At 63.7% G+C, this 26,136-nt stretch carries 27 protein-coding genes and 1 tRNA gene; 16 read left to right on the top strand and 12 right to left on the bottom strand.

The genetic code is table 11. The features are described 5' to 3' along the window. Positions 1–192: 192 nt before the first annotated feature. The 3 genes from EHH60_RS22555 (at position 193) to queD (ending at position 2,476) form a co-directional block, all read left to right on the top strand. Positions 193–1,692 carry a sensor histidine kinase gene (locus EHH60_RS22555; protein WP_124161637.1) on the top strand — a complete coding sequence of 500 codons (1,500 nt, stop codon included), beginning with the start codon at positions 193–195 and terminating at the stop codon, positions 1,690–1,692. A 267-nt stretch (positions 1,693–1,959) separates the two neighbouring features. Then, positions 1,960–2,036, top strand: a tRNA-Arg gene (locus tag EHH60_RS22550). 83 nt (positions 2,037–2,119) lie between these two features. After that, positions 2,120–2,476, top strand: a complete 357-nt coding sequence (gene queD, locus EHH60_RS22545) for a 6-carboxytetrahydropterin synthase QueD (RefSeq protein WP_124161636.1) — start codon at positions 2,120–2,122, stop codon at positions 2,474–2,476. Between the two features lie 111 nt (positions 2,477–2,587). Here the strand turns inward: queD and EHH60_RS22540 are convergent, their stop codons facing one another. Then, positions 2,588–3,379 carry a phytanoyl-CoA dioxygenase family protein gene (locus EHH60_RS22540; RefSeq protein ID WP_124161635.1) on the bottom strand — a complete coding sequence of 264 codons (792 nt, stop codon included), beginning with the start codon at positions 3,377–3,379 and terminating at the stop codon, positions 2,588–2,590. Here EHH60_RS22540 and EHH60_RS22535 point away from each other — a divergent pair. After that, entirely contained in the window at positions 3,372–3,596 is a 225-nt protein-coding gene (locus EHH60_RS22535; protein ID WP_124161634.1) for a hypothetical protein, read from the top strand. The two genes, EHH60_RS22540 and EHH60_RS22535, sit on opposite strands and share 8 nt — an antisense overlap. Positions 3,597–3,620: 24 nt before the next feature. On the opposite strand, the gene EHH60_RS22530 is transcribed toward EHH60_RS22535, so the two are convergent. Next, positions 3,621–3,986, bottom strand: coding sequence for a BA14K family protein (locus EHH60_RS22530; protein ID WP_124161633.1), 366 nt, complete (start codon positions 3,984–3,986; stop codon positions 3,621–3,623). Between the two features lie 140 nt (positions 3,987–4,126). Next, complete coding sequence (locus tag EHH60_RS22525; RefSeq protein WP_124161632.1) at positions 4,127–4,453, bottom strand: hypothetical protein; 327 nt, start codon at positions 4,451–4,453, stop codon at positions 4,127–4,129. A 337-nt stretch (positions 4,454–4,790) separates the two neighbouring features. Here EHH60_RS22525 and EHH60_RS22520 point away from each other — a divergent pair, with 337 nt between their 5' ends. The 4 genes from EHH60_RS22520 (at position 4,791) to EHH60_RS22505 (ending at position 10,492) form a co-directional block, all read left to right on the top strand. Then, positions 4,791–5,456, top strand: a complete 666-nt coding sequence (locus EHH60_RS22520) for a class I SAM-dependent methyltransferase (RefSeq protein WP_245454563.1) — start codon at positions 4,791–4,793, stop codon at positions 5,454–5,456. A gap of 13 nt (positions 5,457–5,469) precedes the next feature. Next, complete coding sequence (locus EHH60_RS22515; protein WP_124161630.1) at positions 5,470–6,513, top strand: zinc-binding dehydrogenase; 1,044 nt, start codon at positions 5,470–5,472, stop codon at positions 6,511–6,513. 256 nt (positions 6,514–6,769) lie between these two features. After that, the gene (locus EHH60_RS22510; RefSeq protein WP_124161629.1) at positions 6,770–8,908 is read left to right on the top strand and encodes a GumC family protein; all 2,139 of its coding nucleotides are present in this window, start codon (positions 6,770–6,772) and stop codon (positions 8,906–8,908) included. Between the two features lie 264 nt (positions 8,909–9,172). Further along, positions 9,173–10,492, top strand: coding sequence for an aminotransferase class V-fold PLP-dependent enzyme (locus EHH60_RS22505; RefSeq protein ID WP_124161628.1), 1,320 nt, complete (start codon positions 9,173–9,175; stop codon positions 10,490–10,492). 103 nt (positions 10,493–10,595) lie between these two features. On the opposite strand, the gene EHH60_RS22500 is transcribed toward EHH60_RS22505, so the two are convergent. From EHH60_RS22500 to EHH60_RS22485, 4 genes are all read right to left on the bottom strand, one after another. Beyond that, complete coding sequence (locus EHH60_RS22500) at positions 10,596–11,057, bottom strand: DUF2846 domain-containing protein (protein WP_124161627.1); 462 nt, start codon at positions 11,055–11,057, stop codon at positions 10,596–10,598. Positions 11,058–11,156: 99 nt separating this feature from the next. Then, positions 11,157–12,179 (bottom strand): LLM class flavin-dependent oxidoreductase, encoded by a 1,023-nt coding sequence (locus EHH60_RS22495; protein WP_124161626.1) that lies wholly within the window; start codon positions 12,177–12,179, stop codon positions 11,157–11,159. A 165-nt stretch (positions 12,180–12,344) separates the two neighbouring features. Next, positions 12,345–12,818 (bottom strand): hypothetical protein, encoded by a 474-nt coding sequence (locus EHH60_RS22490; RefSeq protein ID WP_124161625.1) that lies wholly within the window; start codon positions 12,816–12,818, stop codon positions 12,345–12,347. A 102-nt stretch (positions 12,819–12,920) separates the two neighbouring features. Next, positions 12,921–13,889 carry a LysR family transcriptional regulator gene (locus EHH60_RS22485; RefSeq protein ID WP_124161624.1) on the bottom strand — a complete coding sequence of 323 codons (969 nt, stop codon included), beginning with the start codon at positions 13,887–13,889 and terminating at the stop codon, positions 12,921–12,923. Positions 13,890–13,992: 103 nt separating this feature from the next. Here EHH60_RS22485 and styA point away from each other — a divergent pair, with 103 nt between their 5' ends. From styA to EHH60_RS22470, 3 genes are all read left to right on the top strand, one after another. Continuing rightward, positions 13,993–15,243, top strand: coding sequence for a styrene monooxygenase subunit StyA (gene styA, locus EHH60_RS22480; protein ID WP_124161623.1), 1,251 nt, complete (start codon positions 13,993–13,995; stop codon positions 15,241–15,243). Between the two features lie 24 nt (positions 15,244–15,267). Next, on the top strand, positions 15,268–15,753 hold the full coding sequence (gene styB / locus EHH60_RS22475) for a styrene monooxygenase NADH-dependent flavin reductase subunit StyB (protein WP_124161622.1): 486 nt from the start codon (positions 15,268–15,270) through the stop codon (positions 15,751–15,753). A 147-nt stretch (positions 15,754–15,900) separates the two neighbouring features. Beyond that, the gene (locus EHH60_RS22470) at positions 15,901–17,352 is read left to right on the top strand and encodes a DUF1254 domain-containing protein (protein ID WP_124161621.1); all 1,452 of its coding nucleotides are present in this window, start codon (positions 15,901–15,903) and stop codon (positions 17,350–17,352) included. Positions 17,353–17,548: 196 nt separating this feature from the next. On the opposite strand, the gene EHH60_RS22465 is transcribed toward EHH60_RS22470, so the two are convergent. From EHH60_RS22465 to EHH60_RS22455, 3 genes are all read right to left on the bottom strand, one after another. Further along, a complete protein-coding gene (locus EHH60_RS22465; RefSeq protein WP_245454562.1) occupies positions 17,549–18,232 on the bottom strand; it encodes a class I SAM-dependent methyltransferase in 684 nt (227 codons plus the stop codon). 26 nt (positions 18,233–18,258) lie between these two features. Continuing rightward, on the bottom strand, positions 18,259–18,717 hold the full coding sequence (locus tag EHH60_RS22460; protein WP_124161619.1) for an Rrf2 family transcriptional regulator: 459 nt from the start codon (positions 18,715–18,717) through the stop codon (positions 18,259–18,261). 113 nt (positions 18,718–18,830) lie between these two features. Continuing rightward, positions 18,831–19,769, bottom strand: coding sequence for an acetamidase/formamidase family protein (locus tag EHH60_RS22455; protein ID WP_124161618.1), 939 nt, complete (start codon positions 19,767–19,769; stop codon positions 18,831–18,833). Positions 19,770–19,962: 193 nt separating this feature from the next. On the opposite strand from EHH60_RS22455, the gene EHH60_RS22450 reads away from it, so the two are divergent. The 5 genes from EHH60_RS22450 (at position 19,963) to EHH60_RS22430 (ending at position 24,339) form a co-directional block, all read left to right on the top strand. Further along, positions 19,963–20,331: a transposase gene (locus EHH60_RS22450; RefSeq protein ID WP_158626756.1), complete on the top strand. Its 369-nt coding sequence runs from the start codon at positions 19,963–19,965 to the stop codon at positions 20,329–20,331. Between the two features lie 329 nt (positions 20,332–20,660). Continuing rightward, complete coding sequence (locus tag EHH60_RS22445) at positions 20,661–21,704, top strand: ABC transporter substrate-binding protein (RefSeq protein ID WP_124161616.1); 1,044 nt, start codon at positions 20,661–20,663, stop codon at positions 21,702–21,704. Beyond that, a complete protein-coding gene (locus tag EHH60_RS22440) occupies positions 21,701–22,528 on the top strand; it encodes an ABC transporter ATP-binding protein (RefSeq protein WP_124161615.1) in 828 nt (275 codons plus the stop codon). The genes EHH60_RS22445 and EHH60_RS22440 overlap by 4 nt, the downstream gene beginning before the upstream one ends. Before the next feature lie 20 nt (positions 22,529–22,548). Next, complete coding sequence (locus EHH60_RS22435) at positions 22,549–23,373, top strand: ABC transporter permease (RefSeq protein WP_502697418.1); 825 nt, start codon at positions 22,549–22,551, stop codon at positions 23,371–23,373. A 42-nt stretch (positions 23,374–23,415) separates the two neighbouring features. Next, positions 23,416–24,339 carry an acetamidase/formamidase family protein gene (locus EHH60_RS22430; protein ID WP_124161613.1) on the top strand — a complete coding sequence of 308 codons (924 nt, stop codon included), beginning with the start codon at positions 23,416–23,418 and terminating at the stop codon, positions 24,337–24,339. Positions 24,340–24,559: 220 nt separating this feature from the next. Here the strand turns inward: EHH60_RS22430 and EHH60_RS22425 are convergent, their stop codons facing one another. Together EHH60_RS22425 and EHH60_RS22420 are read right to left on the bottom strand one after the other, a co-directional pair. After that, positions 24,560–25,321, bottom strand: coding sequence for a hypothetical protein (locus tag EHH60_RS22425; protein ID WP_124161612.1), 762 nt, complete (start codon positions 25,319–25,321; stop codon positions 24,560–24,562). Positions 25,322–25,453: 132 nt separating this feature from the next. Further along, complete coding sequence (locus EHH60_RS22420) at positions 25,454–25,816, bottom strand: hypothetical protein (protein ID WP_124161611.1); 363 nt, start codon at positions 25,814–25,816, stop codon at positions 25,454–25,456. Between the last annotated feature and the right edge of the window lie 320 nt (positions 25,817–26,136).

The raw sequence follows: 26,136 nt of genomic DNA, 5'->3' as shown, positions 1-26,136 counted from the left end.
TCTTTTCGTCAACGCCGCACAAGCGCGCGATTCCGGTGAATATCGCTGTTTGTGCGGGGTTTTTAACCCTTGAGGTGGCGGCTCGCGATATCAGCGCCTACATCCCACTTTGGCAGATTAGCGATCCGTAATTTGACCGGACTCCGGGCGGGCCGCATCCTCCATCAGCCAAGGCCAACAGGGGCGAATTTCGTGGCAGCCACAGATCGCCAGCCGATCCAGGATCTGGATCAGCCGGACCAGCCGGCGATGCGCCCCCGTGGGACGCGCGGGCTCGGGCTGTCCGGCAAGCTGCTGCTGCTGACCATTCCCCTGGTGATGATCGCAGCCGTGCTGCTCTACGTGCCCGCCATCGCCAACTTCTGGGTCAACCGGCTGAACGACCGCGTGGCGGCGGCCAACACGGCGGCGCTGGTGCTGGATGCGGCGCCGCTCGGCATGGTCCCCGATTCGCTGTCGCGCCAGATCCTGAAAAGCATCAATGCCCGCGCCGTCGCCATCAAGATGGGCCAGCAGCGCCGGCTGCTCGCCAGCGACAACATCCCGTCCGCCATCGAGCACGACATCGACCTGCGCGAGATGACGGCATGGGAGGCGATCACCGGCTCGTTCCGGATGATGCTGGAGACCGGCAACCAGCCCATCCGCATCGTCGGTCCCGGGGTCGGCAATGCCCAGTTCATCGAGATCGTCACCGACGAGCTGCCGCTGCGGCAGCAGATGTACCGCTTCTCCCGCAACCTCGTGGTGGTCGCGCTGATCATCGCAGTGCTGACCGCGGGCCTCGTCTATCTCGCCCTCCATTATCTCTTCGTGCGGCCAATGCGGCGGCTGACCGCGAGCCTGGTCGGCTTCCATGAGAATCCCGAGAGTTCGGCCGGGATCATCGTGCCGAGCCAGCGCAGCGATGAGATCGGAGTGGCCGAGCGCGAATTGTCGGACATGCAGCGCGACCTGATGTCGATGCTGCATCAGAAGAGCCGGCTCGCCGCCCTCGGCCTCGCTGTCTCCAAGATCAATCACGATCTGCGCAATCTGCTTGCCTCGGCCCAGCTCTTGTCGGACCAGCTCGCCAGCGTGCCGGATCCGCGGGTGCAGCGCTTTGCGCCCAAGCTCGTGCGTTCGCTTGAGCGCGCCATCGCCTTCTGCCAGTCGACATTGTCCTATGGCCGCGCCCAGGAGGCCGCGCCCGATCGCCGCATGATCCTGATCGAGCCGGTCGTGCTGGAGGTGCGCGAGACCGCAGGGCTCGCCAACGAAGCCTCGATCGCCTGGGTCGCCGCGATCGAGCGCGGGCTTGCGGTCGATGCGGATCCCGACCAGCTGTTCCGCGTCTTGCTCAACCTCGTCCGCAACGCCGCCCAGGCGCTTGAAAGCCACGCGTCGTGTGAGGGCCGCGTGCAGCAGATCCGGATCACCGGGAAGCGCGAAGGCTCCGTCGCCATCATCGAGGTCTCCGACACCGGCCCCGGCGTTCCCCAGAAGACCCGGGAGCACCTGTTCGAGGCCTTCCAGACCTCCGGCCGCCCCGGCGGCAGCGGCCTTGGCCTCGCCATCGCTGCCGAGCTGGTCCGTGCCCATGGCGGCGACATCCACCTGGTCGAAGGCACCATCGGCGCCACCTTCCGGATCGTCATCCCGGATCGCCCCGTGGAACTGCTCTCCATCCGCAACGAGCGGCAGAGGGCGTAGTCGGCCAGAGTCCGAGCCGCATGTCATTCCGGGGCGGCGCAAAGCGCCGAACCCGGAATCCCGAGGTTTTGGGCGCGAGATTCCGGGTTCTCGCTCCGCGAGCCCCGGAATGACCGGCTAGAGATCATCATCGCCTTGCAAAAATCTCCCTATCCCGGACCTTGCCAACGCCGACAAGAGCGGTTAGTCAGAGCGCTCTTTCGCACCCCTCCCGGTCCTCCGGGAGCTGCGTCGCGGGTCATGCCCGCTATCGCTGTTTGCGAAAATGCGCCCGTAGCTCAGCTGGATAGAGCATCAGACTACGAATCTGAGGGTCGGACGTTCGAATCGTTCCGGGCGCGCCATTCTTCGCCGAAAGGTCAGGACCAAGCAGCATCTGGTCGCCAGACCGGCCGAGACCGGATGGCCACGCCGTGTGAGGAGCTGGATGAGGATATCGCAGGCGTTCAAGTTCGAGGCGGCGCATCGGCTGCCAAACGTGCCCGAGACTCACCGGTGCAGCCGGCTGCATGGCCATTCCTATCGGGTCGAGGTCCAACTGGATGGTCCGGTGGACCCGCACACCGGCTTCGTCGCCGACTTCTTCGATATCGAAAAAAGCTTCGCCGACATCATGGGCGCGCTGGACCACCAATGCCTGAACGAGGTCGAAGGACTCGAGAACCCGACCGCCGAGAACATCGCGGTCTGGATCTGGGACCGGCTGAAGCCGAGCCTTCGGCAGCTATCGGCGATCCGAGTCTATGAGACGGCGGACTGCTGGGCCGAATATCAGGGGCGGTGACGACAGTCGTACGCTGACCCGGCCCAGCCGCCATCGTGCCACAAGCCGCCGGAAGTGGTCGAAGTCGCGCCTGCGGGCATCACCTGTGTGCCGGCCGGCGGCGTGCTGCGACTACAACGCCAGCCCGCAAGCCTGCCGGATCGCGATCTGAACCGGCGCAGGTGGCAACGCAGGATCGAACTCGCCCTTCGGCAGCAGCGGAGGCTGTGCCATGAAGCGCGGCCGTTTCCCGCGATGCGGTTGCGCGGCATGAACCAGGAACGGATGGCACAGATAGACGCTGCCTGCCGCGCCGGTCGCCAGTTCTACTTCGCAATCCGCCGTCGAGGCATAGTTCGCGGCGGACAGCTGCCGGAGCGTCGCGCCTGCCTCGCCATGGGGCAGCAGCTCCCGCGCGATGGCAGCATGCGAGCCTTTCCGGATCCTCGTGGGTGCATCGTCCGGGCCGACGTCCGAGAACAGGAAGAGCATCAGCAAAGCGCGTCCGCTGCTCTTCACATTGGCACGCCACTCCATGAAATCCGGATCGGCGGTGCCGAAGCTCATGTCCACGTGCCAGCCATCATCACCAGGGGATTCCGCTGAGGGGAAGCGGATCGGAAAGGTCCCGAGGCCCCTGGGCGCAAGCCAGCGCCCTTCGCCGACGAGTTGATCGTAGGCTCTGTGCAGGGGCGGCGCATTCGCGGCTTCGATGAATGGGAACGAAGCCTTGGACCCCACCCGGACAACGGGCTGAGTCCAGTTTTCGGGGTGGTCCGGCGACAGGCCAATATCCGCCCACAGCTCGTCCCTGCATTGCTTTGCAAGCTGGGTGCTGAAGGCATTCTCGATCTTGACGAAACCGTCGTTGATGAAGTTCTGGACCTGACGGGGCGTCAGGCCAACCTGTTCGGTCTTGGGCATTGCACATTCTCCGCTCGGCTACCGCATCAAGCGCAGCCGTTTTGATCTGATCGGCGCAGATGCGCCGGAACGACTTTCAGCCGTTCAGATCAGCGGGAAGAATGTGGACGTGAACATCATGGCGGGAACGTATAGCGCGGCGGAGCACGGAATCAAGATGCGCTGGCCGCCGGTCGAAAATTGCCTCGAGCTCGGGCAGCCTCTCGCCGGGCGATGAGGCTGCCGCAGCTTCACGTGCGCGTCACGGGCAAGGATGGCGCAGACCGTCGCGGCCCAGATAGGTCCCTGAGCCGGGATCGTAGGATCGATAGCGCTGCGCGCAATAGGATGCGGCGTTGGCTTGAGCCTGGCTGCTGGCGATTGCGCCGCCGATGATCGCGCCCGCCGCGAGGCCGCCAAGTACGGCTGCGCCGTTACCGTAATGCCCGCGATGGTGCCCGTAATAACCATGCCGATGTCCGTGCCAATGCCGGTACTGGACCTGCTGCACGCCTGCGTCAGGACCGGGGTTCGCGATCGGCAGAGGTGCCGCGAGCACCGGCGAAGCAGCCGTCGAGAGCATCGCTCCAACGGCCGAGAGGACGGCGAAAACTTTGCGCAATGTCATGTCCGGCTCCATGTTGTCGAGGGGTGCTGGAGCAACGGCGGGTTGCTCATTCCGTTCCCCCGGCGCAGGGCGAGCGTCAGAGGGCCGCAGCAAATGAACTCTCTCGAGAGTGCTGGCGGAACAATATGGCGCTGAGCCTTTCACCGCAGACCCTGTTCATCGATCAGAATGCGGTGGATTTCGATGCGCTCCGGCAGCTCGATCAGGAATTCCGCATCGCGCGCGAGATGATGGACCTTGGTCGGCTCGGCCTTGGTGAAAGCCGTCATGGCCTCGATGTCCGGCCAATAGGAGATGGTGGTGAACCAGGTCTCTTCATCACGGTCCTCGCGCAACTGCTGCACACCCAGCGCGGTTTTTAGCAGCGGCGGAATCCCCTCGGCTTGCAGATAGGCCTGGTAGGCATCAGCGAGGTCGCGGCGGGTACGGCCGCGCCAGATGCGGGCGATGGTCGGTTTGGTCGGCATGGTGGATTCCCTTGCGGCAATGACAAACGATCTTGCGTACGAGATCGGCAATCCTTCTCTTCAGCATGAACGCGATTTTCGTATTCTGGTTGCATGCGCATCTATGTCATGTTCTCCGACGGCCGCACCGGAAACCTGGTGCCGGTCGCCCCGATGTGTCGCAGCGTCTCCGGTGTTCGGCGGGCGGATCGGTGACGCCGCGGCACGATTCGCTGTTCATTGATCTGAAACAATGATGGCGCTCGGGCCAAATGCTAGGGCGAGTCGCAGTTCACGGCGCAAGGCTCCCCAGGCCAGTACAAGACAATCTCCGCGCGTGATGAAATCCGAGGGCTCGATGGGACGACTACTGAATATTGTGACGCCGCTGCATACGGCAACCAGGCGCGACTACATGGCCCGGATGAACGACGACAAGATTGCCTGCTCGCTGAAAGCGCGGGAATACGAGGCCGATTACTGGGATGGCGACCGCCGCTTCGGCTATGGCGGCTACCGCTTCATCGAGGGGCGCTGGGGGCCGGTGGCCAAGGCCCTGATCGAGACCTATGGTCTGAAGGATGGGTCGAGCGTGCTCGACGTCGGCTGCGGCAAGGGCTTTCTGCTCTACGAGATGCAGAAGATCCTGCCCGGCTTGAAGGTCGTCGGCTTCGATATCTCCAGGCACGGTCTCGCACATGCGCACGAGCAGGTGAAACCCTACCTCTTCAACTATCGCGCCCAGGACGTCTATCCCTATGGCGACGACAGTTTCGATCTCGTCATCTCGCTCGGCACCCTGCACAATCTCAGGCTGTATGAGCTTGAGGCGGCGGTCAAGGAGATCGAGCGGGTCGGCAAGAACAAGTACATCATGGTCGAGGGCTACCGGAACGTCGCCGAAATGCACAACCTCGAATGCTGGGCGCTGACGGCGGAGTCCATCCTGCACACGTCGGAATGGATCTGGCTGTACGGCAAGCTCGGCTACACCGGCGATTACGAATTCATCTATTTCGAGTGACCGGGCGCTGCTGATGGAGATCAAGACTGCCAAGGCGGCAATCCTCGTCGAATCCGGCAAGCCGCTGGTTGTCGACGAATTCACCCTGCCGGATACGCTCGAGCACGGCCAGGTGCTTGCGCATGTGCACACTTCGAGCATCTGCGGCGCGCAGATCAACGAGATCGACGCCGTCAAGGGGGTCGACAAGTTCCTGCCGCACCTTCTGGGGCACGAGGCGCTGGCAACCATCGTCGAAACCGGACCCGGCGTCGTCTCTTGCAAGCAGGGCGACACGGTCGTCATGCACTGGCGGCCGGGCAAGGGCATCCAGTCCAACACGCCGGTCTATTCCTGGCGCGGCGAGCGACTCAACGCCGGCTGGGTCACCACCTTCAACGAATATGCCGTGGTGTCGGAGAACCGCGTCACGCCCGTTCCCGCCTCGATCGATCGCACCAGCGCGCCGCTGCTCGGCTGCGCGGTCACGACCGCGCTCGGCGTCGTCAACAACGATGCGCAGATCGCCATCGGCGAAGCCGTCGTCGTGTTCGGCGTCGGCGGAGTCGGATTGAACATCGTGCAATTTGCCGCGATGGTCGGCGCCTGGCCGGTCATTGCCATCGACCGCCTCGACAACAAGCTGGCGATGGCGATGGATTTCGGCGCCACCCACACCATCAACTCCGAGGCGGTGAAGGATGTGGCCGCCGCGGTTCGCTCCATCACGGGGGCCGACGGACCCGACAAGGTCGTCGAGACCACCGGCGTCAAGACCTTGATCGAGCTCGCCTACGAGATCACGGCCAAGAAAGGTCGCTGCATCCTCGTCGGCGTGCCCCGCGAGAAGGCCGAGATCTATACGTTGCCCTTGCACTTCGAGAAGGTGCTGAAGGGCTCGGAAGGCGGGCAATGCCAGCCCGCGCGCGATATCCCGCGGCTGGTTCGCCTCAGCGATGCCGGCAAGGTGAGCTACCGCGGCATCGTGACCCACGAGTTCGCGCTCGACGATATCAACGATGCGCTGGATTTGATGCGCAGCGGCACATCGGGGCGGATCCTTCTAAACATCAGCTGAGTGTCGTCATCTCTCCCGTAGGGAGAGGTCCGATCGCATCGCAAGATGCAATCCGGGTGATGGGTTCCGGCTCCACCGGTTGCGCGGTTCTCACGCGATCCAACCGCCTGACACGGGAGGGCGGCACTGTTGGCCGGCATGGCCATATCGCCGGCCGTGGCGCGTTCCCCGCGCCGTAACCGTCGGTTAACCATGGATATTTACGGTGTAGCAAGCCTCTGAGCTATGACTGTCAGTTGATTTCGAGTCCCACCCCATGGCGTTCGGTAGCCGCGCATCTCCGCGAAGCATCGCCCCGACGGAGCAAGCGGCTTCGTGGGAAGCGCCGCGGGCTGCGAAGGTGAAGCCTGACGGCATCGGGCCCGCCCTGATCAAGGGATCGCTGACCGTCTCCGGTACACTCTCCTTTCTGCGCGAGAACGGCCGGCGCATTCTGACGCTGGCCCTGGTGCTGTTCGCCCTCGGCATCGTCGTCCTGATGATTCTTCCGGTCCGCTACGCCGCGACCGCCCTGGTCGTGCTCGATCCCCGCGAGCTGCGCGTGACCTCGGATCAGGAGGTGCTGCCGGGCATCGGCCAGGATGCCGCGGCGCTTCAGAGCCAGATCGAGATTGCAAAATCCGATGGTTTTCTCCGTCCCCTGATCGAGCAGCTCAAGATCGCGGACGACGAGGACATCGCGGGCGGCTATACCGACATGACGCGCCTGCTCGAAAGATTCCGCAAGCGCCTCGAGATCACCCGGCGCGGGCTCACCTACGTCATTGCGATCTCCTTCACCTCGAACCGGCCCGAACGGGCCGCTTACTACGCCAATGCGATCGCCGAGGCATTCGTTGCCAGCCAGGGCCGCGTTCGCACCGAGGCAACCGACGAGGCCGCCGACTGGCTCAAGGACCGGCTGAAGACGCTGAACGAGCGCCTGCGCGCGTCGGAAGATGCCGTCGCCGCCTTTCGGCTCGAACACAACATCGTCAATGCCGGCAAGGAATCCACCACGCAGCAATTGCGGGTGACCGATTTGTCCCAGCAGGTCTCCGCCGCCCGCGCGCGCACCGAGGAGGCCAAGGCGCGCTACGAGCAGGTGCAACGCGACCTCAAGGCCAATGTCGAAGGGCCGGTGAAGCAGGACCTGCTGAGCATGCTGCGCGCGCAGCGCTCGGCCTTGAACGACCAGATCGCGCAGAAGAAGGCGGTGTATGGCGATCGGCATCCCGACCTCGCGATCTCCTACAGCCAGCTCGCCGATATCAACCGGCAGATCGAGATCGAGCGGAAGAAGAACATCGACACGGCGAAATCGGAATATGAGGCCCAGCGCGAGCAGCAGAACGCGCTGGAAAAGCAGCTCAAGGCGGTCGAGACGAAGATACTGGTCGATGGCCAGGCACTGGTGAAGCTGCAGGAGCTGCAGCGCGACGCCGATGCCAACAGGAACATCTACGAGCAGTTCCTGTCGCGGTTCAAGACCACCAACGAGCAGCGTCAGTTGCAGGCGTCCCAGACCAAGGTCGCCTCGATCGCCATTCCGCCGCTGCGCTCGACGCGTCCGCCGCTCGCCTTGCTGCTCGCGGCGCTGGCGATCGGCTCGCTGTTGACGTCGACCGGCGCCGTTGCGGTGATGACGAGCGCGTCCGCCGACAAGCCGATGTCCGTTCAGGCGCCTGCATCCGTGGACGCGAAGGAGACGCCCGGCCGGCCAGCCCAGCCGCCGCCGGCCGCCGGGCCCGAGCCGATGCCCAGCCTTGCCGTCTGGGCCCGCATCCCCGAGCTGGCGTCCGGAGCCGGGACCAGTACCGTCTGGCAAAAACCGGTTGCCACTTCGGCCGAGCTCGATCTCGCCGCCCATCTGCGGCCGCTGCTCGAACGCATCGATCGAGTGCCGGTGCGCGGCTGCAAGGTCGCGCTGGTGTTGTCGGTCGGCAAGAGCGCAGGCGGCAACACGGTTGCGCGCTCCCTCAATCGCGCCGCCGTGAATCGGGGCATGATGAGCGTGCTGATCCGGCTCCAGCCGGAGTTCGCAAGTCACCAGCCGCCGGTGACCGAATGGCACGACGGTTCGACCACGGCGGGCCTTCAGTCGATCGAGGAGCTCCTGAGTGCCGGCCGAAAACCCGATGCGAGGCCGGAGGACGATATTCGTTCGGAGTTCGACCTGATCGTCGTCCACGCCGGCAATCTCGCCTTGCAGCCCGACGCCATCGCCCTAGCCGCGCATGCGGATATGATCGTCCTGGTGGCGCGCGCCGGCGAGCTCGGTTCGGCCGCGATGCGCCGGGTGACCGCGGCGCTGTCGAGGTACGAGGCCGTGCCGACGGGGCTCGTCGTCAATCATGCGCCTGCGGGCTCGCAGGCGCCGCACCCCGAGGGCGGCGCATTGGGTCTTGCGGTCTGACGATGACGGCGTTGCGCCGTGGCCTACTGGCCGCGGCGATGCTGCTGTCAATCTCTTCGCCGACAATTGCGCGTCCTTGCGCGATCATCGCATTGTCATGCTCCGGTCATCTCAGCTGCATGGTCCGTTGCTCTTTTCCCGGGCGCTCCGGAGCCTCTTCCGTTCCGACGACATCGGAACGGAGTTCCGGATGATTGCTAGACGCGTTTTCCTGACGCGGAGCCGGACGCCGCTTCGCTCGAAGACGCTCTGGGGAGAGCTGACATGCAACTGATCAAGACGATTTCGGCTGACCGCCGTTCGATGCTCAAAGGCCTCGCGGCGGCAGCCGTGGCGCCGCTTGCGGTCCCGGCGATGGCGGCCGAGGGCCTTCCGGCGCAGCCGACCGGTTCGGTGACCGCGATCGCCACGGACAAGCCCTATTGGACGGCCGTGAAGGGGCTCTATGCCGTGACGCCCGACGTCGTCAATTTCGAGAACGGCTATTGGGGCATCATGGCCGAGCCCGTGAGGCGCGAGTTCATCCGCCAGTCCGACATGGTCAACTATCAGAACACCTATTACGCGCGGCTGCGCGCGGGGACCGATTTCGAGGCCGTACGCGCCAGGGTGGCGGAAGCGGTCGGCGCGCTGCCTGAGGAGATCGCGCTGACCCGCGGCGCGACCGAGGCGCTTCAGCTTCTCATCGGCGGCTACAACAGGCTGAAGCCCGGCGATGGCGTGCTCTATGCCGACCTCGACTATGATTCGATGCAGTATGCGATGAACGCGCTGAAGGCGCGCCGCGGCGTCGACGTGGTCAAGTTCGACGTGCCGGAGCCGGCCACCCGCCAGGCGGTGCTCGACGCCTATGTCCGCGCCATCGAGGCGAACCCGAAGACGAGACTTCTCCTGTTGACCCATGTCAGCCACCGCACCGGCTTCGTCATGCCGGTCGCCGAGATCGCCCGAATGGCGAAGGCCAAGGGCATCGACACCATCGTCGATGCCGCCCATTCCTGGGGACAGATCGACTTCCGGGTGAGCGAGCTCGAGGCCGATTTTGTCGGATTCAATCTGCACAAATGGATCGGCGCGCCGCTCGGCGTCGGCTTCCTCTACATCAGGAAGGACCGCCTCGCGGCCATCGATCGCGACATGGGCGACGAGGATTTTCCGGAAAGCGACATCCGCTCGCGGGTGCATACCGGCACGGTCAATTTCGCCACGGTGCTGACGGTGCCCACGGCCCTGGCGCTGCATCAGCAGATCGGCGCGGCGGCAAAGCAGGCCCGCCTGCGTCATCTGCGCGACTCCTGGGTCAGCCGCGTCCGCGGATTCAAGGACATCGAGATTCTGACGCCCGATGAAGCCGGCTCATATGGCGCGATCACGTCCTTCCGTCTTGCCGGCAAGACCAGCAAGCCCGACAACGACGCGACGGTGGTGAAGCTCAGGGACGGCTACAAGATCCTGACGGTGCGCCGGGCCGGCGTCGCCAAAGGCCAGTGCATCCGCGTGACTCCGTCGCTCTTTACCGATGAGGCCGATCTCGACCGCCTCGTCGAGGCGCTGGCCATCATCACCGGCACGAAGACGGGGTGAAGGCTGGCGCGGATAGCAAACCAAATTTGAGAGCAGTCTCGTGCGGCCATTCGAGACGCCCGCTTGGGCGGGCTCCTCGGGAAACCGCAAAGCGCGCCTCAGATCAAGCCTTGCCACATGAGCTGTTGCTCTGATGCAAGCTGGCCACGTCGGCACGGCCCTGGCTTTCCGTGACCTGGATCAACGTGATTGCGCCGGGCGTGACGATTCCCATCTGCGGTTGGGCGGAGAGGTAGGTGGTGCTGCCGGCACGCAGATCGAGGCTCACCTTCTCGCTTCCTTGCCCGAACAGATTGCTGCTCAGCGGAAGATTGTTGACTGCAACCTCGTGGCGGCCCGGAGGCAGCTCGCAGGCGACGAACCCCGCAGCCTGGCTGCCGCCAATGACGCGTCCATCGACCGCATAGCTTGGCTGGACTGCGAAACCCAGGGCGGATGAGCGATAGACCACCAGCCGTGCGGTATTTGCATTGACGTTATCTGTCAGAGCCGCGCTGCCCATCGGCCCTGATGCACACCCCACAAGCAAGAACGCCGCAACGAAGATCCCTGGACGCAAGCCCATTCCAACCCCCTGATTCAGTCCAACAGTCCCCAAGGGATCATTGGCGGGGGTAGTGCACGAAGTCAATCGCGACTTCTGGTCGTGCCGCACCAGTTCATGTCACCGCCAGCCGAGCGCCGGCGCGACGTGCTTCAAGATCGCCTCGATCGCATGTGCGCAGTAATCGACCCCGAGCTGGTTCGGAATCGTCAGCAGCAGCGTATCCGCCTCCGCGATCGCCTCGTCCTGCCGCAGCTGCTCGATCAGCACATCCGGCTCCGCCGCATAACTCCGGCCGAAGATCGCGCGGGTGTGCGGGTCGATGAAGCCGATCTGGTCTTCGCCGCCGCGCTCTCCGCCGAAATAGGCGCGGTCGCGATCGTTCATCAGTGCGAAGATACTGCGGCTGACGGACACGCGCGGCTCGCGGGCGTGGCCGGCCTCCTTCCATGCCGCGCGAAAGCTTCGGATCTGAGCGGCCTGCTGCACATGGAAGGCTTCGCCGGTCTCGTCGTTCTTCAGCGTCGAGCTCTGCAGGTTCATGCCGAGCTTCGCCGCCCACACCGCGGTGGCGTTCGAGCCGGCGCCCCACCAGATGCGCTCGCGCAGGCCTTGCGCATGCGGCTCGAGGCGGAGCAGCCCCGGCGGATTGGGAAACATCGGCTGCGGATTGGGCTCGGCAAAACCTTCGCCGCGGAGCAGGTCGAGAAAGACCTCCGCATGGCGCCGGCCCATGTCGGCATCGCTCTGGCCCTCGGCCGGCTGATAGCCGAAATAGCGCCAGCCGTCGATCACCTGCTCCGGCGAGCCGCGGCTGATGCCGAGCTGCAGCCGGCCGCCGGCGATGAGATCGGCGCTGCCTGCGTCCTCCACCATGTAGAGCGGGTTCTCATAGCGCATGTCGATCACGGCCGTGCCGATCTCGATCCCGCTGGTCCTGGCGCCGACGGCCGCAAGCAGCGGGAAGGGCGAGGCGAGCTGCCGCGCGAAGTGGTGGACGCGGAAATAGGCGCCGTCGGCCCCCAGCTGCTCGGCCGCGACCGCAAGCTCGATCGACTGCAGCAAGGTGTCGGCCGCAGAGCGGGTCTGCGATTGCGGCGAGGGTGTCCAGTGCCCGAAGGAGAGGAATCCGATCTTTTTCATGAAGGTAACATATGAATGATCGAATGGGTTTGCGAGACGTCGACGGGCGGAAAGGTGGCAGCGAGGCGTGCGTAGCGCACCGTTCGGGCCTGCTGGTGTTTCCGTCGTACGGCGGACCACGACCTCGGATCGTTCGATGTCGCTCTGCCCTGCGGAGAAACGTCCTCAGATGTCGCAGCCGGTCAAGTTCAACGCCTTGCGCAAGCCGCCAAACGCTTTGAGGCGACAGAACGCGGAATCGTTTACCGGCCCCGAGCGCTGGGCGTCGGCAGTTCGCTTGACTGCAATTGGCTTCGGCTTCGGCTTGGGCTTGGGACGTTCCGCGGTCACGATCTTCTTCGGAGTGTGGCGATGACGGACGACCCGCTCCGGGTGGGGCGAGCCGACATGGGGCACTTCCGGCGGAGCAACGCGGTCTTCGACCGGAGCAGTCTGTGCCGGCATCGCGCTGCTCACCGCGGCAAGGTCGAGGCGATCAGCCTTCGCCAAGGCATAGTGTGCAGCAGAAATGCCCGCGTCTTGCTCGGCAGGCGGCTGCACGATCGCGGCTGCGCGACGCGGTGGCGCTGTCAGCTCCATTGCCGACAGCACCCCTGCACTCAACAGGATGAGGAGGCCCAACAACGCCATTCTCAGCATAATGCGCCTCTGACAGAGGTTCGTGCCGCTGAAAATTCTCCGCGCCAATGAGGCAGCTTGTCGACGGCTGCCGACCCCAAGACGAATCATTTGCCGACAGGGTTAACGTGGGTGATGCTCCCGCACATAGGCAGGAGCGGCGTCAACTGCTCGCACCGGCTTAGGGTTATGCGCCGAGACACTTGAAAAATGATCGGCGCGCGCGACCAGAAGGTCCAGGAAGCTGCGCGCGCGCAGCGACATCCACTGCGTCTCCGGATAGACCGCATGCAGGGGCAGCGCGGCGATGGTGTAGTCCGGCAGCACATGTTCGAGCTCACCGCTGCGAAGGCCCTCTGCCGCATTCCAGTCGGGCAGGATGGCGATGCCGAGATGCTGCATCGTCGCCTCCTGCATCGCATCGGCATCGTCGACGTGAATGGGTCCGTTGATGGACACGACGTGACGGCCATGCTCGGATTCGAAGGCCCATTGATGTGCCGGCGACATCCTGGAATAGACGATGCACTGGTGCGAGCCGAGATCGTCGGGCGTCCGCGGCATCGGGCGGCCGTGCAGATAGGTCGGCGTCGCAACCAGATAGCGCTGCACGGTGCCGAGCCGGCGGGCGACCAGCGTGCTCGGCTCCAGGTTTCCGATGCGCAGGGCGAGCTCAATGCCTTCTTCGACGAGATTGACGAACCGCTCGCTGAAGCGGATGTCGACCCGAACGTCAGGATAATGATGCACATACTCGGCGATGACGGGCATCATGTAGCGCCGTCCGAACGACGAGGGCACGCCGATCCGCAGCGTGCCTGTCGGGCGGGGCGCCGCCTGCTCGACGCTCGACCGCGCCATCTCGAAATTGTCGAGGATCTGGCGCGCGAGATCGTAGATGCGGTGCGCCTCGGCCGTCGGTTTCAGCGTGCGCGTCGTGCGAGAGAACAGCTGCGTGCCGAACTCGCTCTCCAGCATCGCGATGCGCTTGCTGATCGCGGGCTGGCCGATGCCGAGCTCCTTGGCCGCCGCCGAGAAGCTGCCGCCTTCGAGGGTGCGAACGAAAGCGCGAAGGCAATCGATCCGGTCCATAATTCATTCCGATCTGGAATAAATCATATCCCATATATTCCGTAGTGCGCAACAGCTCGGGCCGCTAGGCTTCCTCAAAACAAGCAACCAGGGAGGGAGTCACGTGGCACGCCATGTCGGAATTGTCGGCGCCGGAATCGCCGGCCTGCATCTCGCGCTCTACCTGCAAAAGCACGGCGTGGACGCCACTGTCATCACCGACCGGACGCCGGAAGACTATCGCGAGAGCCGGCTCGTTAACACCGTCGCGCATCACCATGTGACGATCGCGCGCGAGGACTGTCTCGGCGTCAATCACTGGACCGATCCCAAGGACCATTATTACTACCACGACCACGTCTTCAATTTTCCGCAGCCGCTGCGCTTTCGCGGCGATTTCTCGAAAGCGAGCCGCGCCGTCGATTACCGGATCTATCTTCCTGCCCTGATGCAGGACTTCACGACGCGCGGCGGCAGCATCGAGTACCGCCGCATCGAGGAGCGCGACATCCGTCCGCTGGTCGCGCGCTTCGACCTGCTGGTGGTCTCGACCGGCAAGGGGCCGCTGGGCCAGCTCTTCACCTACCGTCCGGAGCACACGCCCTATTCGCAGCCGCAGCGGCGATTGTGCGTCGGGCTCTACACCGGCGTGCGGCAGCCCGAACCCATGAACGTCACGCTCTCGGTGTCGCCCGGCCATGGCGAGATGATCGTGATCCCCACCGTCACCTTCGGCGGCATCGCCAATGCGCTGCTGATGGAGAACGTCCCCGGCGGCGACATGGAGGAACTGGCCACGCTCAGCTATGACGACAACCCGAGGCACTTCCTGAAGGTGCTGCTGGGCAAGCTGGAGAAGCATCACCCGACGACCTACGATCGCATCGATACCGCCCGCTTCGATCTCGCGCAGCCGCAGGATCTGCTGCAGGGCGGCGTGGTCCCCACGGTGCGCAACACGGTGGTCGAATTCGACGACGGCAAATGCGCGATCGCGCTCGGCGACGTGCATGCCATCGTCGATCCCATGATGGGCCAGGGTGCCAATGTCGCCTCCTATGCGGCCTTCGTCCTCGGCGAGGAGATCGTCAACGCCGACGCGCTCGATGCGCGCCTGTGCGAGAAGATCGATCTGAAGCGGCAGGACCGCGTGCTGGCGGCCTCGCGCTGGACCAATGTGATGCTGCAGCCGCCGAGCGAAGCGCTGGGCATGCTGATCGGCGCGATGAGCCAGAATCCGGCGCTGGCGAACGAGTTCACCGAGAATTTCAACTATCCGGACCGGCAGTGGGACCGCATTTCCACGCCGCAGCGCATCCACGCCTGGATCGAGCGCATGTCCGCGCCGGCCGAGCCGGTCAGGGCGATTGCGTGAGGATCGATGCGAGCGGAGACTGAGATGCCGCGCGCCAACCCGGCGTCGTTTCGCGAAGCCGCGTCGCGCTTTGCAACCGGGGTCGCGGTGCTGACCGCATTGGACGAGCACGGCCGCGTCTGCGGCATGACCGCGAACAGCTTCGTGACCGTCAGCCTGTCGCCGCCGACCGTGCTGGTCTCCGTCATGCCCGGCCGTATGCTTCGGGCGATCTCGGCGACGGGACGTTACTGCGTCAATGTCCTGCCGGATCATGGCCGGGATCTGTCGCGGCATTTTGCGAGCCAGCCGAACACCGGCGCGGCGCCGCATTGCGAGATGGTCGACGGCCTGCCGCGCCTATCCGGCTGCATGGCCTGGTTCGCCTGCGAAGTGACGCGGACCGTCGATGTCAGCGACCACACGTTGATCATCGCCGAAGTCTCGAGCTGCGACTATCGCGACACCACGCCGTTGGTGTTCTTCTCCAGTCGGTATCATCTCGGCCCCGGCGTGCCGGTTGATCGGTGACGGAGGCGCGACGCCTCAGGCCTCTTCTCCTCACCATCTGAGGCGTTCTCCGTCCTGCGAGCGGCATCGCCGGGGGCTTGATCTAGATCAAGCAACGCGCGCTTTGTGGTCCCTAGCGTGAAGGTTGTGCGCAGAGGAGGGAAGGCCATGCGGATATCCCGTCGACAGGCGACCATTGGCGGTCTCAGTCTCTTTGCAGGGGCATCATTCGGCACATTGGCCCGCGCAGAGTTCGGCGACATCTTGCGCGATTTCGGTGACGGAGTGGAAGATTTTGCCGTCGCCCAGGATGCCTACATCTACGGCTATCCGTTGGTGACCATGGAATATACGCGAAGAATCATTACGAATGTCGCGACTCCGGTGGGCAATCACGCGCCGATGGGCCAGTTCATCAAGTTACGCCGATATCCCGACGCTTCGTTCCGCGACGTGACTGCGCCCAATGCGGACACGCTCTACACGACGGCATTCATCGACGTCGAGAAGGAGCCGTGGGTCCTCAGCATCCCCGACATGAAGGACCGCTATTTCCTGTTTCCCATGCTGGACGGCTGGACCGACGTATTTCAGGCGCCCGGAAAGCGAACCACGGGGACCGGTGCGCAGACCTACGCGATCACCGGGCCGGGCTGGAAGGGTGCGCTCCCCTCGGGCGTCAAGGAGTACAAGTCGCCGACCAGCCTCGTGTGGATACTCGGACGAATCTACTGCACGGGAACGCCGGAAGACTATGCTGCGGTCCATGCTGTGCAGGATCAGTGCAAGCTGGTCCCATTAAGCAGCTACGGCAAGCCCTATACGCCGCCGGCCGGCGAGGTCGATCGATCCATCGACATGAAGACCGCCGTGCGCGATCAAGTGAATGGCCTGGATACCATCGCCTACTTCACACTCCTGGCGCGGCTCATGAAGGCGAACCCACCGGCCGCGGCGGATGCCCCTGCGCTCGCCAGGCTTGCACGGATTGGCCTCGTCGCCGGACAGGAGTTCGATCCGAGCAGATTGCGCAATGCGGACTTTGCCAAACGTGTTCCGCAAATCGCCTTCGATCGCATCATGCTTCAGTTCAAGGTCAACAAGGAGATAAAGGATATCAACGGGTGGGGTTACACGACCAAAACCGGGATCTACGGGACCGACTATTTCATGCGGGCCTTCGTGACGGCCGTCGGTCTCGGCGCGAACCGGCCGCAGGATGCCGTCTATCCCAGCTCGCAGAAAGATGGCGAAGGCAAAGCCTATGACGGCGCCGCCAAATACGTTCTGCGTTTTGCAAACGGGCAATTGCCGCCTGCGCGTGGCTTCTGGTCGCTCACGATGTATGACAGCAGCTACTTCTTCGTGGCCAACCCGATCAACCGCTATTCGATCAGCGCCCGGCAGAATCTGAAATCGAACCCGGACGGCTCCATCGACATCTATATCCAGAAGGACTCGCCGGGCGCAGACAAGGAATCCAACTGGCTCCCGGCTCCATCCGGCAAATTCCAGCTGATGATGCGCTTGTACTGGCCGAATGAGAAGAGCCCCTCGATCGTCAACGGCACGTGGAAGCCGCCACCGGTGAAGAAACTGGCTGCGGTCGTCCAGCGCTAGATGGTGGCACCGTGAGTTCGCGATTGGCCTCCCCGGGGCTTACATGATCCGGAAAACTGTGCCGCGGTTTTCCGAAGATCGTGCTCAAACATGACCTGACGCACGCTGACGATTCATCCTTATCGGATCGCGCTTTGGTGCGCGCGTGCCCCGTGCCGACTCGCACAGGTGGCGGTGTGGAACAGGCCGTGGCACTTCAGGCGTAGGCCACCCAGCCGCGGAAGGCGAAGCCGGTGTAGAACAGGGTTGGATCCGAGAATCCGGCCTCGCGCAAAACCGCTTCGTCCTGCGCGGGCGCGAGAATCTGGAGATGGTTGGTGACGGCATCCCGTGCGGCCACCGCCTGCTCCGGCTCGACGCCGGATGCCGCCAGGAAGGCGGAGTACCGCGACAGCCAGCGCGGGCGTTCCTCCTCGCCGTCAGGAGCGCTCAGATGGGCGACTACGAAGGGCGCGCGCGGCTTGAGGCGGCGGCGGACTTCGGCGGCGATGCGACGCCGTTCCGCGACGTCGACGAAGTGCAGGGTCAACAGGCAGGTGGCGCCATCGAACGGTCCTGCCGGGGCATCGTCGATATAGCCCTGATGAAGGTGTGCGCGCGAGGCGAGCGACCCCAGCGTCTGGCTGGCGAGCGCGAGCATCGCCTCCGAGGGATCGACGCCGTCGAAGCTCCAGGCGGGGTGCGCTTGCGCAAAGGCCTTCAGCTCCAGGCCGCCGCCGGCGCCGAGGACGAGCACCCGCGCATCGCCGGGGGCGCGTTCGGCCAGCAGGATCGCCGCCATGGTCTGCATGGCATCATAGCCCGGGACGAAGCGCCGCGGTCCCTCCGTGTATCTCGCCACGAACTGCGGATCGGAGAATGCGGCTTGAATGTCGGTCATGAATGTTGTCCTGCGAATGGAGCCATTCACGCGCGATGCGCGCTCATGTCGTGGATCTTTCGCGACCCTAGCCGCTTGCGCAGGTCCGCGCCGAGCATCGCCAGTGTCACCTCGCCGAGGCGCGACAGCAGCAGCGCCTCCGCATCGTGAAAGGCCTGATCGAGCGCGGCGTTGACCGCCTGCTCGACGAGGCAGCCCGGCGCCTCGGTCCGGTTGCCCATGGCCAGAAGCGATGGGCTTCCGAGCGCGGCGTAGACATCGCGCAGCGTCACCTTCGAGAGGTCGCAAGCAAGCGTCCAGCCGCCGCCATGCCCCTTCTCGGAGCGGACGTAACCGAGCTCGCGCAGCCCCGCCATGATGCGCCGGATCACCACCGGGTTGGTGTCCATCGCCTTCGCCAGGGTCTCGGAGGTGAACGGCCCAGGCTGCTGCGCCATGTGCAGCAGGACGTGGAGCACGCCGGACAGTCGGGAGTCGCGTTTCATGTAACTTTGTATGTTACATGATGGCCTTGATGTCAACCGCTGACCGTGCCGCGCCGGCGGACCGGTGAGGCTCGTACGCGAGAAGGAGATTGTGACGTCTTCGTGCGGGCCCGCTAAAGAAGCGCCTTCGGCAGCAACATGTGGATGCCCTTGTTGCCGTCGACGAGCTGCGTGACACGCAGATTGCCGGCGAGCGAACACAACATGTAGGCCTCGTTGCGCGTGCGGATGGTCCGGGCGCAGACATGCTTGACCATTTCCCGAACAGCTTGTTTGGCGGCGTCGTCGAGATCCTCATCGAGGCCGATCGACATGAGATGCGTGGCGCTTTCCGCGAAAGGCCATTTGATATCCATGTCCTTGCGTACCGTCAGACGGAAGGTTCCGGTGACGCCGGTCTCGAGCGCGGTAATGCAGACTTCGCCGTCGCCCTGCACGCCGTGGCCGTCGCCGGCGAAGAACAACGCGCCCTCGTTGAACACCGGGAGATACAACGTCGTGCCGGCTCGTAGCTCCTTGTTGTCCATGTTGCCGCCGAACGCGCGCGGAACGGGCGACCCGCAGCGGCCCCAGCTCGGTGGCGGCGCCGTCGCAATGATGCCGAAGAACGGGTCGAGCGGCATTTCCGTGCCCCATGGCATGATGCAGACCTCGCGCTTGCGGTCGATCACCGGGTGGATCGTCTCGTAGTCGGTGAACTCGTCCGGTAGCGTTCCAAGCAGCGGCAGGATCGACACGAAACCCCAGTCCTGGCGAACCTTCACGCTGAGGATGTCGACCTGGAGCGTGTCGCCGACATTGGCGCCCCGTACGTAGACAGGTCCGGTAATGAAGTGAGGCCCGGGCCCGGGCTGCATCGTCTCGAGGGCAAGCCGATAGTCTTCCGGAACCAGCGAGAGGTCGTCTGGAAGCGTCTCCTTCCCTCCCGCCGGGAAGCTATGCAGCGTCACGCTATCGCCGGAGTTGATTTCCAGCACAGGTGGTGTGTTGCAGTCCAGATACCCCCAAACCATGTTCTCGGGCGTGCTGGGTATTTCGTGGCGGCGCTGCATTGGACAACTCCAGGCGTAGCGTTTCAGGGCACTCTTTTGTTCAAAGTCGGCGCCGGATCGCCAACGGTGCGTCCGGCAAAATCGTGCTTGGATGTTCTAGGCGGCGGCGATCCTTCGGCTATACTCGACCTCAGGCCCAGCGCCGCGCACGGCGGTTAAGCGCCGTGCAAATGGCGGGCCGATGGAGAGATCGATGAGGCGATCCCGGTTTACCGAGAATGAGATCATTCATCTCCTCGCCGAGGCGAGTTCCGGAGTGCCGATTGCAGAAATATGCAAGGCCGCCGGCATTACCGAGCGTACGTTCTACCGCTGGCGCCGCAGCCTCGGCGGGCTCGACGTCCACGCGGTTCAACAGATGAACGAGTTGAAATCGGAGAACCTGCGCTTGCGCGGGCTCGTGAGCAATCTCTTCGAATTGCTGCGCAACACGGACACCGAGAAGAGACAGGGCGTGACCGCAGTCGGTCCGCGAGACGGCACCCGCGCCAGCCGGATTGCGGCCGAGAAGTGCGGCGGCGCGCTGACCGGCCGCTTCTCCTCGGTACGTGTCAATCCGTAACGCGCACGACACCGCGGCTCAGCGACGCTTGCAGGCGAAGCGGTGCTTGGCGAGTTCCCGTGCCGCCTCTGCAAAATCTTTGTGCAGCGATAATGTCAAAAATGACGAAATCGACGACAGTCGGATGTCTATTTCGGCAGCGCGATTGCGCAACGGGCAATAAAACAGCATTGCCAGGTCAGCCGCTTCCGCTCTGTGTCAATCGCGCGACATATTCCAACGGCGGTTTAAATCGCGCGCAAAATGCGTCGCTTATTTCGGCTTGATGAGCGGAGGTCGACACCTAGTCTTTGGGGCTGCCTGTCAGCAGTTCTGGAGAAATTCGTGCCATGACCGAAAATGCTCGTCCTCCGGCCACGCCGAGTGGTCGTGTGCTCAGCCGCCGCCATTTCCTTGCTGCCTCCGTGCTCGCTGCCGGTGTCGGCGCCACACCGCTGTTCGGATCCCGCGTCGCCTCCGCGGCCGCGCTCAAGACCATTCGCTTCAGCGAGGCCGTGCACAATCTGGGTTACATCAATCTCTACGTCGGCATGCATGCCGGCATCTTCAAGAAGAACGGCCTCGACATGAAGGTGAGCGCCGCTGGCGGCGACACCCAGACCTTCGCGGCCGTGCTCGGTGGGTCCGCAGATTTCGCGATCGGCGATGCGACGATGGCGCAAATCTCGCGCGAGAACGGCGGCCCCGGCGTCGTCGTGGGGACGGTCGTGCAGCGCGCGCACTACTTCGGCGTCTCCAAGACGCTCAAGCCGATCACCGATCCGAAGGAGTTCAAGGGACTCAAGATCGTCACCTCGCCCGAGCCCAACACCAATTTCAGCGTCACGAAGCGGATGCTTGAAAAAGCCGGCCTGAAACTGGGCGCAGACGCGACGATCGTCCCGGTCAATCCCGGCACCGAGATCGCGGCGATGCTGGCGGGACAGGCTGACATGGCGGTCGCGTATCAGCCGAGCGTCGCCGCTGCCGAGGCGCAAGGTGCGAAGGTCGTGTTCGACTTTTCCAACTATGTCGGACCGTTCTGCAACACCGGAATCATGGTGCTGCCCTCGACCATCCAGAAGGATCCCGAGATGGTGCAGGCGCTCGTAACCTCCTTCGAGGAAGCGTCGCGCAAGACCTACGCCGACCCCGCCTTTGCCAAAGAGGTCGCACGGAAGGAATTCCCCGATCTACCCGGTGACGTCGTCGACAAGGCGATCGATGCCGAGCTCAAATACCTCATTCCGGCGCAGTCCGTCGTCACCAAGCCGGACCAGTGGAAGAACCTGATGGACATGCAGATCTACCTCGGCAACGCCAAGGGATCGATCCCGTTCGAGCAGATCATCGACAATTCCTTTGCCGAAAAGGCGATTGCCGGCCTGAAATGATTGTTGAGGCTGCCAAGGACACGAGGCATGGCGAGGGCGAGGCCGCCGACCGCGCTGCCCTCCCGCTGGTCGTCGAGCACGTCGCCAAAGGCTACGACCTTGACGGTCGGATCGTGCCCGTCATCGCCGACCTCAGCCTCACCCTGCGCAAGGGAGAGATCGTCAGCATTGTCGGACCTTCCGGCTGCGGCAAGACCACGCTGCTCAATACGTTGTGCGGTCTGATGGCACCGGATGCCGGCCGCATCCGTTGGCACGGCCGGGAAGTTTCCGGTCAGCCGCAGAACGTCGGTTACATGCTGCAAAAGGACTTGCTGCTGCCGTGGCGGACTGCGCTCGGCAACACCATGCTCGGCCTGGAGATTCGCGGCGTGGCTGCCGCGGAAGCGGAAGACCGCAGCCGGGCCATGCTCGATCAGCTTGGGCTGCACGGGTTCGCAGATCATTACCCCTCGACGCTGTCTGGCGGCATGCGGCAGCGCGTGGCGCTGGCCCGGACCCTCGTCAACGACCCGGACGTGCTGCTGCTCGATGAGCCATTCGCCGCACTCGACTTCCAGACCAAGCTCTTGATCGAAAACGACATGGTGGACCTGGTGCGCAAGGGCGGCCGCTCGATGCTGCTCATCACCCATGATATCGAGGAAGCGGTTTCGCTGGCGGATCGTGTCGTCGTGCTGACGCGGCGGCCGACGCGGGTGAAGGCGACCTACCACATCGACTTCGGCGTCAGCCGATCCGACGTGATCTCGCTCCGGGAGCGACCGGACTTCAGCCAGTATGTTCGGCGCATCTGGGCCGATCTCGACGTCGCGATCCAATGACGACAGGTATCGAGACCAGCATGGCTGATGCGTCGAAGCCAATGGGAAGCGTTTCCGCGCCGTTGGGCCGAAGCTGGAAGAGACTGCGCAGCAGCATCGCGGTGCTGGCGACGCAAGTGCTCGTCCTGGCCGCTCTCCTCGCCTTTTGGGAGCACGCAACGCCGAAGGGCAGCCCTGCAGCCTTCATGTTCGGATCTCCGTCGGCGATCGCCGGCTTTCTGGCGCAGATGGCGAAGGACGGGAGCCTGTGGCGCGATGCGGCAATCACGGGCATGGAAACATTGCTCGGGTTCTTCATGGGCAATCTGGTCGGCACCTTGATCGGCCTCTCGCTCTGGTATTCGCGATTCGTCTCCCGCGTCGTCCAGCCCTTCGTCGTCGCGCTCGGATCGATCCCCATCATCGCGCTCGCTCCCATCGTGATCATCTGGTTCGGCACCGGACTGATCTCGAAGGTCGCGATGTCGACCCTGTCGGTGGTGATCGTCGCGCTGGTGACGTCTTACAAGGGCGCGATCGGCGTCGATGCCGACCAGATCAATCTCATGCGAACACTTGGCGCTTCGAAGTTTCAGATCTTCCGGAAGCTCGTGGTCCCGGCATCGCTCACCGACATCTTCGCGGGACTGAAGCTCACGGTCGGCTTCGCGCTGATCGGCGCTATCGTCGGCGAGTTCATGTCCTCGTCGGAAGGGTTGGGACACGCAATCTTCAAGGCCGGGTCGCTTTACATCATTCCCAAGGTCTTCGCGGCGCTCGTCGTGACGATTGTCCTCGCTCTCGCCCTGACGTACCTCGTCGGTAAGCTCGAACGGCTGCTGATCCCGTGGCGGCGCCAGGCCTGACTTCAAGCCATCATCACATCCGGAAAGGTTCACGGAGAGACCATGTCCAAGCGCATCAGCAAGGCCGGCAACATCAAATACGCGCTATCCGGCGACGACAAGTTCATCGCGAGCGTGGAAGCCGGCGAAACGTTCGTGGTCGAATGCGCCATCAACGCCAATGACGGCACCATCCGCCATCTCGGACAGCAATTGACCGAGGCTGACGTGACGATGCCCTTCGTGAACGGCGCCACCGGTCCGATCGAGGTGCGCGGAGCAAAGCCAGGCGACATGTTGCGCCTCGATGTCGTGGACATGCAGCTCGACAAGCTCGGCTTTACCGCGCTCTGGCCGGGCATCGGCATGTTCCCGGATTGGGTCAGGCGCAAGGAGTTCGGCATCCAGACACGCGTCGTCGAAGTCAGGGAAGGCCACGTTCACTGGAATGAGCATCTCCGCCTTCCGGTCAAACCGATGATCGGCGTGGCCGGCGTCGCGCCGGTGCACGGGGCGATTCTCACCGTCGACAACGGCCCGCATGGCGGCAACCTGGACGTCCAGGAGATCACCACGGGCAACAGCATCTTCTTCCGCGTGAACAAGGAAGGTGCGCATCTCTTCCTGGGCGATTGCCACGCCATCCAAGGCGACGGCGAATGCAACGGTATGGGCGCGATCGAGATCGCCGCCAATCTCACGGTCAAGGTCTCCCTCGCGAAGGCGCCCGCCCGATTGAACCATCCGCGCATCGAAACGGCCACCCACATCTGCACGCTGGGATGCGCGCGCCCGCTGGAGGACGCGATGCGCATCGCGTTCGAGGAAATGGTCTATTGGATGGAGGACGACTGGAACATTCCGGCTGCGGAGGGATACATGCTGCTCGGTCAGGTCGCGGAAGCCCGGTGCACCCAGATGGTCAATCCGAAATACACCTACATTTGCAAGGTCGAAAGAAGCCTGCTCGAGAGGTACTACGGCTGAGCGGTCATCAGCCGGTGTGTGCACCAGCGACTGACGCTCTGAATCGGCCCGATAACCGCCAGGGTCAACCTGGAAAACCAAAACGAATCCTGCCTTGAATGCCGACTGCCAGCGGACATGGAGTTCGATCGCTGAGGGCTCGGCCGAAGTGCGGAAATATGCCGCCGGTCGCACACCGCGGTCGGCTTGAAGGGCATCCTGCGCTGCCGGCCTATCGTGTTCAGGGCGTCGGCGGGAGTGCTGCCGCCTTCGCAAGCTCGTCAGCGGGCACGGATCTGTTGGATCGTACGAATACGATGCGGGAGATTGCCGCAATTTCTGCGTCAGGTCGGCCATCCTGACCAATGAGGATAAGTCCGGCCCCGCCATTGGCTACATTCAGAATGACTGGCTCGCCGCTCCATGTCTTGATCGGCTCCATTCCGATGATGAGAAATTCACCCATGGGCTGGTCTAGATACTGAAGCCTCAGTTGTGGACCGACCTCTGCAGCCGCAAGTTCAAAACCGAATAGCTGGGCACGCGCATAGATCGCAGCCAGATTGACAACTTCGGCGCTGAAGCCGATCTCGACCGCGGATACAGCGACGAGCTCGACGTCTGTTTTCGTAGAACCGACGACAAAGGCCGGTCGAGCGAGAATTTCAGCAGCCAGCCCTCCGACACCACAGCCTTTCTTGTCCAGCGCGTTACGGGGAGCGAACGAATCTACAAAAGTTCCCAGCGCAATCGTTTTCCAGGTTGGGACGTCGGCAGCGGATCTGACCGGCACCTGCGGCACGCCGGCCGAAGGAGCTTTCTTGAGTGTCAAATGGTTCTGCAGGACATCTCGTGCGGCGCATTGCGCCCGAGCTTCACTCGCGAGCTGGAATATGCACACCGCGCAGAGCATCGCGTAAGCAAGACGGAGGCTACGGTGCCCGCTCGTCGAACGATCATGTCGTACGCGGCAATCAACTTCCTGATGAAAAATTACGCCCATAGCAGCCTCCCTTGTGCAAGGTGCGCGCTTATCGACGACCAGAAAATTCCTTCAGTATCGTTCCGCCGGAACAGCTTCGGCCGGCAACGACGATCAAGTGCAGGACAGGCCTCGTTTGAAACGTCATGTCGGTCACATCATGGCTCCCGGGATGAAACAACGGATCTCGATCCGCGCCTCGCCGAGCGTCCAATCGTAGAAGGGCCAGACCATCGTGGGACCGGCGCGATTCGGCTCCTTGATCACGGCCTCGTCCGGTACGTCCCACCATTGGCTCTTGATGCGCACGCGGTAGTGGCCATCCTTCACCTCCCAGTCGGCGTCGGATAGCGCCGTGCCGTCGGCGCCGGAGCAGCACGGACCCCTGCCGCTTTTTAGGCTCTCGAACCAGCTGTTGAGTTCGGGGCGGCTCTGATCATGCGCCTGCGCCGCGAAGGACCATGCCAACAGTACGATGACCGCCCTGATGGCGGTCGTCAGAATTGTCTTCGTCACTGCAATCTCCTTTAAGCAAGCAAAGAGATTTGCACCGCGACTTCCGCAATCAGAGTAATCGAACCAACGGGGATCGTAATATGAACCGCTTCACATGGCGCGCCAACTCCAGAACAGCTGGGTGGCTCCCAAAATCTTGGGCTGCATCTGGACAGACCGGTAACGGCGAACCGTTTGCTGGATCAGACAGGTATCGGAAGGTCTGTCGAGTGCACTTTAAGAAAAGCTCAACGCGAGCAATTCCAGTCGCTAGACCCTGCGAGGCAGACCTCAAGGGGGCGAGCCGCAGCTTCGCCGATGGACCAGAGGCAGACTCAGGC

The sequence above is a fragment of the Bradyrhizobium sp. RP6 genome (assembly GCF_003837805.1).
GTDB lineage: Bacteria > Pseudomonadota > Alphaproteobacteria > Rhizobiales > Xanthobacteraceae > Bradyrhizobium.
The sequence above is the reverse complement of the archived record's forward strand: the minus strand, read 5'-3'. Positions and strand labels throughout refer to the sequence as shown.